Here is an 11,654-nt window from a genome sequence, read left to right as displayed (position 1 = left end):
CACCGTTCAGCCCGTGCTGCCGAGGTCGGCGCCCCGGTGCACGACGTCCTCCGCCATGGCCCGGATCCCGCGGCCCGCACCGGCAGCAGCACGTCGCAAGATCTGGAACGCCTCGTCCATCCGGATGCCCCGTCGGTACGCGAGGGCACCCTTGGCCTGTTCGAGGAGTTCCCGGGCCTCGAGCGCGTCCTCGACCTGTTCCTCGATCGTGGCCGACACCCCGCGGTCGCGCTGTCGGACCAGGGCAGCCGAAGCCGCGTCGGCGAGCAGCTGCATCAGCACGACGTCCTGGTCGCTGTGCCCGCGCGTGTGGTCGGCGAAGACGCACAGGGAGCCGATGGTCCGGTCCCGCAGACGGATCGGCTCGGCGAACGTGCCGTGCAGCCCGCGGTCACGCATCGTCGCTGAGAACTCCGGCCACTCCGACTCGTGCGTCGACACGTCGGGCACGTCGATGGTCTTCCCGGTCCGGTAGCAGTCGAGACACGAGCCCTCGTTCGTGCCGAGCTGCGCTTCCTCGGCCTCGCTGCTGCGCTCGCTCGTCGAGGCGACGACCTGCAGCGCACCGGACCGGTCCGCGAGCACGACCCCCGCCTCCGTCGCCGAGGTCCCCTCCACGCACGCCGCGATCACGCGGTCCATGGCGTCGAGCACCTCGAGGTCGGTGTCCAGAGCCGGCACCAACCGATCCGGCAGGTTGATCGCGTCACTGGTCGTCATGCTTCGACGCTACGACCAGACCGATGGCGCACGGCTCAGCCAGTTCGCGTACCGGATCACGGCTCTCGGGTCCGCAAGCAGCCGCGTCCGTCGAAGTGCGGACTGGTGCGACCCCCGGACAGGGGGTCAGGATGACCCATCAGTTGCACAACGCAACTGGCAGGTGCTTCACCGACAGAGGAGTCGTCATGAAGAAGTCCATCGCAGCCGCGTTCGCCGCGGTCGCCGTCATCACCGCCGGCGTGTTCGCCGCTTCGCCCGCGTCCGCGCTGCCCGTCAGCACGAAGGTCGTCGGCGGCGAGAAGGCACCCACCACCTCGTGGGCGGTGCAGCTCGAAGCCTCCGGCGGCTCCATCCCCTCCGGCTACGTCAGCAACTGCACCGGCGAGCAGCTCAACGCCTCGTGGATCCTCACCGCCCGGCACTGCATCGACGGCATCGGCGCGATGAACGTGTACCACTCGAACTCCACCGTCAACCGCGGCACGGCCGTCGCCGTCGACCGCGTCAGCGCCTCGCCGGCTGGTGACATCGCGCTCGTGCACCTGCGGGCCGCCTACTCGCTGTCCACCTACGCGCCCCTCGACCTCACCGCGACGGCCAAGTCGAGCGGAACGGGCACCATCCAGGGCTACGGCCTGCGCGCCAACGCGACCCAGTCCGACGGCCTGTACCAGGCCACCGTCTCGCTCACCGGCGCGAGCACCGACGCCTTCAGCGGTCGTGCCCAGCACCTCACCGGCGTGACCGGCGCCTCGAACCACGGTGACTCGGGCGGCCCGCTGCTCGTGAACGGCAAGGTCGTCGCCGTCTGCTCCACCGGCGACAGCGCCGACCCGGGTGCGAACACCAAGGCCGGCTCGAACTACGCCCTGCTGTCGCAGGCCTCGTCCTGGATCCGCACCACGGCCGGCGTCTGAACCACCTGACCGACTGGAGGCGCGGTGTCAGCTGGCACCGCGCCTCCAGTGGCGTCCCCACCCGTCTCCAGAACCGGGGTCGCCTGCTCGGCGTCCGCCCACCCACCAGCTGAGCGCCCGTGCGGGCGCCGCGACGACAGTGGGGCCATGAGCCAGTACGAGAAGCGCGATCCGAACACCCTCTACCCGGCACCGCCGTACCCGAAGCAGGAGCAGTCGCTGCCGGGTGCCGCGTGGAAGATGGACCCGAAGCCCGACCACGGCGAGGAGAGCTACGTCGGGCTCGGACGGCTGAAGGGGTACCGCGGCATCGTCACCGGTGCTGATTCCGGCATCGGCCGTGGCGCCGCCATCGCCCTGTCGCGCGAAGGCGCGGACCTGGTGCTCTCGTACCTGCCGGACGAGCAGGAGGACGCGGAACAGGTCCGCGACCTGCTCGAGTCCGAGGGTCGTCGGGCCGTGCTGTTCCCCGGGGACATCTCCGACGAGCAGTACTGCACGGACCTGGTGCAGAAGGGCGTCGACGAGTTCGGCGGTCTCGACACCCTGGTCATGGTCGCGGGGCGCATGGAGAGCAACGAGGACATCCTCACGCTCGACACCTCGATGTTCGACTCCACCTTCAAGACGAACATCTACTCGCTGTTCTGGCTGACCAAGGCCGCCGTGCCGCACCTCGAGCCCGGTTCGACCATCGTGACGACCGGTTCGATCCAGGCGTCCACGCCCTCGCCGGACAAGATCGACTACGCCGTGTCGAAGGGCGCGATCAAGCTCTTCACCGAGGCCGTGGCGCAGCAGCTCGCGCCGAAGGGCATCCGTGTGAACTCCGTTGCGCCGGGGCCGGTGTGGACGCCGCTGCAGCCGGGTTCCGACGACGCCGAGACGGTGTCGCACTTCGGTGAGAGCTCGCCGTTCGGCCGTCCCGGTCAGCCCGCCGAGCTCGGTGCCGCCTACGTGCACCTGGTCAGCCCGGAGTCGAGCTACCAGTCCGGGTCGACGATCACGATCGCCGGTGGTACGCCGGCGTTCTGAGGTTCTGGGTTTCGTGTTCTTGCGTTCGAGGAAGGGGACCACGTGTCCGGAGTGACGCACACCGTGCTGGTCGAGTGGGACGGGGAGGACCGGTCGTACGAGGCCTCGGCCTCGTCGCGTGAGCACCTGCCACGGGTCGAGGGGGTCGAGTCGGTGCAGTCCGGCACGAGCGTGAGCACCGAGGGGCTGGAGGGCGGGTTCCACTGGATGCTCGTCGTCCGGTTCCGCGATCGTGCCGCGCTCACCGGGTACCTGCCGCACCCGGAGCACCGGCCGGTGGCCGAGTTCATCGGTGCGGCGAGTGCGCGGGTCGTCGTGTTCGACGTCGAGGACGCCGACTGATCGCTGCGTCGGAAGCTGTGTAACGCTCTGGTTGCGATGGCGGACGAGGGGTTCCGTTCCTCGTGGAGGCTCGACGTACGGTGGATCGGCCATCGCAACGGCGCGGGGGTCATCGGCCGGCGCTGCGGCTCTCCGGAGCGCGCGCCGGTCGGGTCCCCGCCTGCGGGCGGGGACCCTTCGACATCCGCCGACGGAGGGAAACAGACGATGCCCGGCAACCCGAACCCGTTCGTCCACGACGGCGCGAAGATCCTGCTCGGCGAGGCGGGAGCGGCGCACTGCGACGAGTGCGGTGACGCCGTCCGGCTCGACCCGCGGATCGGCAGCTGGAGGACCGTGCAGCAACCCGGCCCCCAGCTCCCGCCTGACCGGCAGCGGCGCAGTGCGGCGGGGGCCGCGTGAACGGCACCGCCCGGACCGCCGGGGTGACCCTCGGGCTCATCGCAGCGATGGCGCTGACCGCCTGTTCCGGCTCACCGGCTGCGACGCCGACCCGGACCGTGACTGCGACTGCGACTGCGACCCCGGAGGCGCCGGCTGACCCCGACACTGCGACCCCAACTCCGACCCCGACCGAGACGGACACGGCCTTCAGCCTGTCGGACCCCGCGACGTGGACCATCTCGACCGAGGAGGTCGGACCGATCGCCCTCGGTGGTCCGGTGCAGGGCGAGATCGACGACCTGGCAGCCGCCTACACCCGGAGTACGGATGCGTGCCCGGCCAGCCCGGAGACGACGTTCTGGGAGCGATCCGACGCCCCCGGGCTCATCGTCATCCCCCGCGACGGGAAGGTCGCCGGGGTGACCATCGGTGGGGTGGGGTCGGACCCGGTGACGACGAACTCGCCCGAGACCGACGCCGGGATCGGCATCGGAGCGCCCCTGACCGAGGTGCGCTCCGCGTACCCGGACCTGCAGTACACCGGCACCTACGGTGAGGACCAGGGGCCGTACTCGATGTGGAGCGTGCAGGCCGACGGGCGCTACATGACGTTCCAGCTGGGGACGGACGGCACCACCGTGGGGGCGATCTGGGTGGGGTCGGTCGCGATGTTGCCGTACGAGTACTGCGCCTGACGCCACCGAGGGTCGAACGTCGCTGCTGGCAGGATGACCGGTATGGCCAGCGCTGTCCGTCTCATCCGGTCCGACGTCCTGAGCGATGCGGCGCAGTACGCGTACGCGTCCACCGTGCCGGCCGGGACGCGGCTCGTGTTCCTCGCCGGGGCCTGCCCGCTGGCCCCGGACGGGTCGACCGTCGCGGTAGGCGAATACGCGGGCCAGGCTGCCCGGTGCATCGAGACGATGCAGGAGGCGCTGCGTGCCGCAGGTGCGTCCATCGAGGACGTCGTGAGCACCCGGGTGCTCGTGGCGTCCTCGCGGCAGGCCGACCTCGTCACCGCATGGCAGGTGGTGCGCGATGCCTTCGGCGCGCACGACGTGCCGAGCACCCTGCTCGGGGTCACGGTGCTCGGCTACGACGACCAGCTGGTCGAGATCGAAGCCGTCGCGGCCGTCGCCGACGGCCAGGCCACGTGACGGCGCGAGGCGTCGAGGTTCCCGCGCTCCCGCGCACGCTCGCCTCAGAAGCCGGGACCCGCTTTGACCAGCGCGATGCCGACACCGACGAGCGCGAGGACGAGACCGGCCACGAACGTCCGCGGGGACGGGTTCTCGCCGCGGAGCCTGGCCACGACGGGCCCGAGGAGGGCGAGCCGGACCACGAGGTACGCGATCGCGATGATCTCGGCCGCGAGCCCGGACGTGCCGGTCAGCCAGGCGTAGGCGAGGACGGCAGCCGGCAGGAAACCGGAGGTGAGGACGGGCAGCGAATCTCGCAGCTCGGCGCGGACGGTCTCCCCGGTGAGGCGGTGGTCGCTCCGCGCACGTCGTCCGACCGACTCGGCGAAGGTGTGTGCGAGGAAGGTCGAGAACGCGGTGGCGAGGACGTACCAGAGCCCCCGACCGCTCTCGGCGGTGTCCGGGACCATCGGTGCGATCGTGCCGAGGATCACGATGTTGCCGTACACGAACGCGGTGATGCGGCTCGCGGCGTCCTCACGCGACAAGCGGCTCCGGCCCACGGAAGTCCTCTCGTGCGGGCTCAGTAGTACTCACCCTGCCGGTAGTCCCAGCTCGTGAACGTGTCCGCGAGCAGCCCCATGATCCGGTCGACGTCGAGGCCCTTGCGGATGAGCGTCGGTGCGGGGACGACCGATCGGCGTCCGTCCTGCAGCGGGATCAGGGCTCCGGTGCTGTCGACCATCGACACCATGACGCCCTGCTCGTAGCGGGTCTCGGCACTCTGCTCCGGCTGGATGGACGCCACGTAGTCGTCCGCCTCGACGATCACGTCGGCACGCTCGGCGATGCGCTCGCCGATGCCGTCGACCACGCCACGGTTCCCGGTACCGGATGGGTTGGCCGAGCTCGCGAAGGCGAACTTGCCGTGCTCGGTCCAGAGCTCGCGGGCGGCGAGCTCACCGGGGACGCCGAACTTGATGACGAAGCAGGACGTGCCACGGGTGTCCATCATGAGTTCGTCGGAGCCGTCCGCCGGCAACGCCGCTCGACCCGCTTCGCTCCAGGGCAGGATGCACCCGAGCAGGATGTCCTGGTCCCAGCACCGCTGGTACAGGGCGTCGATCTCGGGGGTGAGCTGCGCGATGCTCCGGAGCATCTCGAGCGAGCTCACGAGGACGACGCCGGGCTTGTTGCGGTTGCGTTCCTTCGCGTCGAACTTGCGCTCCAGGCCCGCACGGTCCGAGGTCATCAGGATGTAGCCGACCTTGGTGGGGACCACCGCGAGACCGCCGTCGTGGAGCAGCGCGTCCACCGCGCTGCGGGGCACGCCGCCGGTCCAGTGCACCCGGTTCATGCTGACCTGCGTGTCGTCGTTCATGCCCGTCCTCGTCCCGTTCTGGAGTCAGACGATCGTCTGACAGCGGGAGCCTATGGACGGCGTCCGAGCCGGACAAGGGCGAAGGGCGCGACCTGTGGGCCTTCTCCGAAGGGTTCAGGCGGGCTCGCAGCGTACGACCGCGGTCAGTCCGCGCCGAGACGTGCGACGAGCCGGGCGATCGCCTCGTCCCACTCCGCCCCGTCGCTCTCGGCCCAGAGCTCCGCGAGTTCGCCGGCCGGGTCGGCGGCAGCGGTGACGGGCCGCCGTGCCTGCTCGGTCAGCCGCCGGTTCGGCTTGCGCGCACGACCGACGAAAGCCTCCACGCTCTCTGTGTAGGCATCGGTCTGCGTGGGGCGACCCAGGCCGTGCGCGACGACCTCTGCTGCGGCGATGGCGGTGACAGCGATGTCGCTGCCCATGTCCGGACCCGCCTTCGTGGCTTGCTCGAGTGCTGCACGGACCACGCCCCAGCGCTTCTGGCCGTCGAGTTCCCACGCGAAGTCTGCGGCGGTGTCGTTGCCGAACGGCTCGGCGCTCCATGTCCCCATGCGTGCATCGTAGGGGGAGCCGAGCGTCACTCCACCAACGACTGCGTCCCCACCACGATCGCCAGGGCCAGCCGCTCCGCGTCCACCGACCCGGGTTCGGCCGTGTACGCCAGGATCAGCAGGTCCTCCGGCCCGACGACCAGGGTGTCGCAGTCGAGCATGATCAGCCCGACGTCCGGGTGGTCGATCACCTTCCGGCGGGCGGTCTCGCCGAGCGCGGTCGAGCCCGAGTCCCACAGCTCGACGAACCGCGGGCTCGCCGCCCGCAGGTCCCGCACGAGCTGCTGCAGCTGGCGGTCGAGCGGGTAGCGCGCCGCGGTCATCCGGAGCCCCGCCACCAGGTTCGCCTCGAACGCCGCTTGCTCCTCCGGCGTGTGCACGGCTCGGCTGCCGGATCCGACCAGGTGCCGCCACGCGGTGTTCCGGTCGTTCCCGCGCAGCGCCCCGATCGGCCCCATCAGGGCGTCGTACGGGGCGTTGGCGACGAGCAGGTTCCCCGCGGCGTCGAGCACCGCGACCGGGGTGTCCGCCAGGCGGTCGAGCAGTCGCTGCACGCTCGGCGGGATCCTCGACGGCACCACGTCGGCGCCGGGGACCGCGTGCCCGGCGAGCCGGTAGAGCAGCTCGCGGTCGGCATCAGCGACCCGCAGCGCCCGCGCGAGCGCCTCGACGACCTGGGCGGACGGCGAGGTCGCCCGCCCCTGCTCGAGCCGGGTCAGGTAGTCGGCGGAGATCCCCGCCAGCCCGGCCAGCTCCTCGCGCCGCAGACCGGTCGCACGCCGACGCGGCCCGACGACCACTCCCGCCGCCTCGGGGGAGACGTGGTCGCGCAGTCGCCGCAGGGTGTGCCCGAAGTCCGTGTCCGCCATGTCCCCAGTCTGCGCGTCGAGGGGCGCCCGGGTCCTGGCCCTGCTGGTCCCACCGATGGGAGGATCAGCAGCGTCTCCCGCCGCCCGAACACCCGAGGTCAGCACCGTGAAGTCGTACACGAACGGTCCGAGCCCGTTCGGGCCCGGCGAGGACGCCGTGCTGCGGGGTCCGTGGGACCCGAAGATCGGCAAGCTCGTCCGGTCCGGCAAGGTGCAGGGGCTCCGCATCGGCGCGGGGTTCCCCGACACGCACATCGAGTTCGTCCGGGACCTCCCGCTCCGGCGCTTCTTCATGATCGCTCGGCACGTGGACGACGTCTCGGCGCTCGGGACGCTGCACGACCTGGAGTTCCTCCACCTGCACGCCGGGTTGAAGGTGCGGATCGACCTCGCGGCGTTCCCGCGGCTGCGCCGTCTCGCCGTCGCGTTCTGGAAGTACCTCGACGGCGGGGTCACGAACGCGGCGCCGCTCGACGACCTGTACGCGGGGCACTACTCGGCGGACGACCTGCAGCCGCTCTCCGCGATGACCTCACTCCGCAAGCTCCGTCTCGACGACTGGCCGAGCCTCCGGTCGTTGCACGGGGTGGAATCACTGACCGGGTTGGACGACCTGACCGTGGCCGTCGCCCGACGACTCACCGACGTCAGCGGAGTCCGCGGGCTCGCGGCGAACCTGCGGAGGTTGGACCTCGGGAGCAACCGGAAGATCCCGGACCTGGACCCCGTGGCCGGTCTGACACGGCTCCGTCATCTCAATGCTGGGAACTGCGGCGACTTCCCGACCCTCGACCCACTCCGGGGATTGACCGCTCTCGAGACGTTGCACCTGTACGAGTCGACTCGGATCGTCGACGGCGACCTGCGCGTGCTGCTCGAACTGCCCGCGCTGCGGGACGTCCGGATCTCGAACCGCCGCCACTACGTCCCCACGGTCAGAGCGGTGCACGAGGCGCTCGACGCTCGGCAGTCTGCCTGACCCTGACCCTGGCCCTGCCGGTCCTACGACAACCGGGCGACTCCCTGCGGTCGTCGCCGAGCACGACGCTGGACCCATGACAACGACACTCATCACCGGGGCCACCCGCGGCCTCGGCAAGGAAACCGCCCGCCAGCTCGTCGAGGCGGGCCACACCGTCTGGATCGGCGCCCGGGACGCCGACCAGGGCGCCGCGGTCGCCGCCGAGATCGGCGCCCGCTCCGTCCAGCTCGACGTCCGCGACGACGACTCGGTCGCCGCGGCCTTCGCCCACGTCGACGCGAACGGCGGGCTCGACGTGCTGGTCAACAACGCCGGCATCGCCGTCTGGGGGCAGAGCGGGCCCGACGCGCTCGCCGTCTTCGACACGAACGCCGTCGGCACCATCCGCGCGACCGAGGCCGCACTGCCGCTCCTGCGTCGCTCCGCGAACCCGATCGTGGTGAACCTGTCGAGCGCGCTGGGCTCCTTCACCGCCACCCACGACCCGTCGAAGCCGGCGTTCACCGTGCCGGCCGTGGTCTACGGCGCGTCCAAGGCCGCTGTCTCCATGCTGACGGTGCAGTACGCACGCGTCGTGCCCGAGGTGCACTTCGTCGCGATCGAGCCCGGCTACACGGCCACCGAGTTCGGTGGCATGCCGAACCCGCACGGTCGCCCCGTCGAGGTCAGCGCCGCGACGATCGCGGCCGCCGCGAGCGCGGGCCCGGAGGGCCCCACCGGCGTGTTCCTGGAGGACGGCCAGCCGCTCGGGTGGTGACGTCGTGACGGCCTGGAGGCGCGGTGCCAGCTGGCACCGCGCCTCCAGGCCGTCGTCCGGTCGCGTCTACAGCAGCTGGCGCGCGTTGGTGGACGCGAGGTCCAGCAGCTCGTCGCCGCGTCCCGACAGCACCGTGCGGATGGCGTAGAGCGTGAAGCCCTTCGCCTGCTCGAGCGTGACCGCCGGGGGCATGGAGAGTTCCTGGCGGTTCGCGCGGACCGACACGAGCGCCGGGCCGTCGTGCGCGAGCGCGGCGGCCATGGCGTCCTCGAAGTCGTCGGACACGTCGACGTGGAACCCCTTGATGCCGATCGCCTCGGCGACGGCGGCGAAGTCCGGGTTCTGCAGCTCGGTGCCGTAGTTCACGAAGCCGGCGGCCTTCATCTCGAGCTCGACGAAGTTGAGCGACGAGTTGTCGAACACGACGATCTTCACCGGCAGCTTGTTCTGCACGATCGTGATGAGCTCACCGAGGAGCATCGTCAGCCCGCCGTCACCGGCCAGGGCGATCACCTGCCGGTCCGGGAACGCCGTCTGCGCGCCGATCGCCTGCGGGACGGCGTTCGCCATCGTGCCGTGCACGAACGAGCCGATCAGTCGGCGCTTGCCGTTCATGGTGAGGTAGCGCGAGGCCCAGACGACGGGGGAGCCGACGTCGGGGATGAAGACGGCGTCCTCCGCGGCGAGCCGGTCGAGCACCCGGGCGACGTACTGCGGGTGCAGGGGCTTCTTCTTCCCGGCGGGGACCGCCAGGTCGTCGAGCTTCTCGCGGGTCTTCCGGTAGTGCTTGAGCGAGTCCTCGAGGTGCTTCGTCGGGTGCGAGCCGGTCAGCAGCGGGATGAGTGCGAGTGCGGTGTCCTTGACGGTGCCGACCAGCCCGATGTCGACGGGGTGCCGCCGACCGAGCTGCGAGCCGCGGATGTCGACCTGCACGTGCTTCGCCTTGGCGGGGAAGAACTGCTGGTACGGGAAGTCCGTGCCGAGCATGAGCACGACGTCGGCGTCCTCCATCGCGCGGTACCCGGAAGCGAAGCCGAGCAGTCCCGTCATGCCGACGTCGTACGGGTTGTCGTACTCGATGTACTCCTTGCCGCGCAGCGCGTGCACGATCGGGGCCTGCAGTCGCTCGGCCAGGGCGACGACCTCGTCGTGGGCGTCCGTGACGCCGGCTCCGGCCAGGATGGTGATCCGGTCGGCACCGTTCAGCAGGTCGGCGGTGCGCTGCAGCTCGGCCTCGCTCGGCACGATCCGCGGGGTGGCCCGCTCGATGCGGGTGGTGCGGTCGTCCTTCGCCTCGGCGAGCAGCACGTCGCCCGGGATCACGAGCACGGCGACGCCGCGCTTCTCGATCGCCTCGCGCATCGCGATCTCGAGCAGGCGGGGCATCTGGACGGGGTCGGCGACGTACTCGACGTAGATGGAGCACTCGCGGAACAGCTCCTGCGGGTGCGTCTCCTGGAAGTAGCCGGAGCCGATCTCCGCCGTGGGGATGTGCGCGGCGATCGCCAGCACCGGCACCCGCGAACGGTTCGCGTCGTACAGGCCGTTGATCAGGTGCAGGTTGCCGGGCCCGCAGCTGCCGGCGCAGACGGTCAGGTCACCGGTCAGGGCGGCCTCGGCAGAGGCGGCGAACGCGGCCGCCTCCTCGTGACGGACGTGCTCCCACCGCATCGTGCCGTCCTTGCGCAGGGCGTCGGTGAAGCCGTTCAGGGAGTCCCCGGGCAGGCCGTAGACCCGGTGGATGTCGTTGGCGCGGAGGGTGGCGACGATGTTCTCGGCAACGGTTGGCATGCGTCCTGTCTACTCGCGACCGCTGCGCTGAACGCTTTCGGAGTTTTGTGAGGCTCACTCGCCCTGGGATGCCGGGGTCGTGCTGCGACGATGGCGGGATGACCGACGACGCGCCGCTCCTCCGTCCCCGCCGACGGGAGCCCGCCGCGTACGGGATCCTCGAGCGCTCGCCGTACCCGCTCGTCTCGGTGGCGATCGCCGTCATCGCGGTCGTCGTCATCACCATCGTCGGGTTCACCCTCGGCACCGTGGACCTCGGGCTGTCGAAAGCCCTCAACGCGCTGCACACCGGGTTCCTCGGGGCGTTCAGCACGGCGGTCTACCACGTGATCAGTCCGGCACCGGCGATCGGGATCACGGTCGTCGTCGTCGCCGTGATCTGGTGGCGCACGCGCGACCTGCGACCGGCCCTGGCGTTCGGCGGCACCATCGCGATCACGTGGGTGCCGTCCGCGATCGTGAAGGAGATCGTGCACCGCGCCCGGCCCGACGTCGCCGTGCTGCCGCACCCGTTCCCCGTGCAGCCCGACCCCGGGTACCCGAGCGGGCACACGGTCTACATCACGGCGTTCGTCATCGCCCTGATCTGGCTGCTCCGCGAGACCCGGTGGCACCGGCTCGCCCTGACGCTCGGGGTCGTGGCCATCGTGATCGTGTTCTTCGCGGTGTCGATCGATGCGGTGCACTACCCGACCGACGCCGCTGCCTCGATCCTGTGGGCGCTCGCCGTGGCGCCGGGGGTGCGGGTGGTGTGGGTCGACTGGCTCCTGTCTCTTATACACATCT

Annotated in this window: 15 protein-coding genes; 9 read left to right on the top strand and 6 right to left on the bottom strand. The window is 70.9% G+C overall.

Features of this window, described 5'->3' with window-relative positions; translation table 11 throughout:
- Nucleotides 1-6: 6 nt before the first annotated feature.
- Entirely contained in the window at nucleotides 7-720 is a 714-nt protein-coding gene (locus tag DEJ03_RS03380) for a GAF and ANTAR domain-containing protein (protein WP_110863508.1), read from the bottom strand.
- Nucleotides 721-908: 188 nt separating this feature from the next.
- Between DEJ03_RS03380 and DEJ03_RS03375 the strand changes: the two genes are divergently transcribed.
- The 6 genes from DEJ03_RS03375 to DEJ03_RS03350 all read left to right on the top strand — a co-directional run bounded on the left by DEJ03_RS03375 (nucleotide 909) and on the right by DEJ03_RS03350 (nucleotide 4,558).
- Complete coding sequence (locus DEJ03_RS03375; protein WP_110863507.1) at nucleotides 909-1,640, top strand: trypsin-like serine protease; 732 nt, start codon at nucleotides 909-911, stop codon at nucleotides 1,638-1,640.
- A gap of 147 nt (nucleotides 1,641-1,787) precedes the next feature.
- Nucleotides 1,788-2,675, top strand: a complete 888-nt coding sequence (locus DEJ03_RS03370; RefSeq protein ID WP_110863506.1) for an SDR family oxidoreductase — start codon at nucleotides 1,788-1,790, stop codon at nucleotides 2,673-2,675.
- A gap of 42 nt (nucleotides 2,676-2,717) precedes the next feature.
- The gene (locus tag DEJ03_RS03365; RefSeq protein WP_110863505.1) at nucleotides 2,718-3,017 is read left to right on the top strand and encodes a Dabb family protein; all 300 of its coding nucleotides are present in this window, start codon (nucleotides 2,718-2,720) and stop codon (nucleotides 3,015-3,017) included.
- A 207-nt stretch (nucleotides 3,018-3,224) separates the two neighbouring features.
- Nucleotides 3,225-3,419, top strand: a complete 195-nt coding sequence (locus DEJ03_RS03360; RefSeq protein WP_071404793.1) for a hypothetical protein — start codon at nucleotides 3,225-3,227, stop codon at nucleotides 3,417-3,419.
- Complete coding sequence (locus tag DEJ03_RS03355; protein WP_110863504.1) at nucleotides 3,416-4,096, top strand: hypothetical protein; 681 nt, start codon at nucleotides 3,416-3,418, stop codon at nucleotides 4,094-4,096. The genes DEJ03_RS03360 and DEJ03_RS03355 overlap by 4 nt, the downstream gene beginning before the upstream one ends.
- Before the next feature lie 42 nt (nucleotides 4,097-4,138).
- Nucleotides 4,139-4,558: a Rid family hydrolase gene (locus tag DEJ03_RS03350; RefSeq protein ID WP_110863503.1), complete on the top strand. Its 420-nt coding sequence runs from the start codon at nucleotides 4,139-4,141 to the stop codon at nucleotides 4,556-4,558.
- Between the two features lie 44 nt (nucleotides 4,559-4,602).
- On the opposite strand, the gene DEJ03_RS03345 is transcribed toward DEJ03_RS03350, so the two are convergent.
- From DEJ03_RS03345 to DEJ03_RS03330, 4 genes are all read right to left on the bottom strand, one after another.
- On the bottom strand, nucleotides 4,603-5,088 hold the full coding sequence (locus DEJ03_RS03345) for a hypothetical protein (protein WP_258370467.1): 486 nt from the start codon (nucleotides 5,086-5,088) through the stop codon (nucleotides 4,603-4,605).
- Between the two features lie 35 nt (nucleotides 5,089-5,123).
- On the bottom strand, nucleotides 5,124-5,921 hold the full coding sequence (locus tag DEJ03_RS03340) for a Sua5/YciO/YrdC/YwlC family protein (RefSeq protein WP_220034100.1): 798 nt from the start codon (nucleotides 5,919-5,921) through the stop codon (nucleotides 5,124-5,126).
- Between the two features lie 143 nt (nucleotides 5,922-6,064).
- Nucleotides 6,065-6,469 (bottom strand): DUF4259 domain-containing protein, encoded by a 405-nt coding sequence (locus tag DEJ03_RS03335; protein ID WP_110863502.1) that lies wholly within the window; start codon nucleotides 6,467-6,469, stop codon nucleotides 6,065-6,067.
- A gap of 26 nt (nucleotides 6,470-6,495) precedes the next feature.
- Complete coding sequence (locus tag DEJ03_RS03330; protein WP_110863501.1) at nucleotides 6,496-7,338, bottom strand: helix-turn-helix transcriptional regulator; 843 nt, start codon at nucleotides 7,336-7,338, stop codon at nucleotides 6,496-6,498.
- Nucleotides 7,339-7,444: 106 nt separating this feature from the next.
- Here DEJ03_RS03330 and DEJ03_RS03325 point away from each other — a divergent pair, with 106 nt between their 5' ends.
- Nucleotides 7,445-8,317 (top strand): leucine-rich repeat domain-containing protein, encoded by an 873-nt coding sequence (locus DEJ03_RS03325; protein ID WP_110863500.1) that lies wholly within the window; start codon nucleotides 7,445-7,447, stop codon nucleotides 8,315-8,317.
- Between the two features lie 76 nt (nucleotides 8,318-8,393).
- Entirely contained in the window at nucleotides 8,394-9,077 is a 684-nt protein-coding gene (locus DEJ03_RS03320; RefSeq protein ID WP_110863499.1) for an SDR family NAD(P)-dependent oxidoreductase, read from the top strand.
- 66 nt (nucleotides 9,078-9,143) lie between these two features.
- On the opposite strand, the gene poxB is transcribed toward DEJ03_RS03320, so the two are convergent.
- The gene (gene poxB, locus DEJ03_RS03315) at nucleotides 9,144-10,868 is read right to left on the bottom strand and encodes a ubiquinone-dependent pyruvate dehydrogenase (RefSeq protein ID WP_110863498.1); all 1,725 of its coding nucleotides are present in this window, start codon (nucleotides 10,866-10,868) and stop codon (nucleotides 9,144-9,146) included.
- A 98-nt stretch (nucleotides 10,869-10,966) separates the two neighbouring features.
- Here poxB and DEJ03_RS03310 point away from each other — a divergent pair.
- Nucleotides 10,967-11,654 (top strand): phosphatase PAP2 family protein (locus DEJ03_RS03310; protein WP_110863497.1); only part of this gene is annotated, 688 nt, incomplete at its 3' end.

The sequence above is a fragment of the Curtobacterium sp. MCLR17_043 genome (genome assembly GCF_003224215.1).
GTDB classification, from domain to species: Bacteria; Actinomycetota; Actinomycetes; order Actinomycetales; family Microbacteriaceae; genus Curtobacterium; species Curtobacterium flaccumfaciens.
This window is presented reverse-complemented; position numbering and strand designations above follow the sequence as displayed.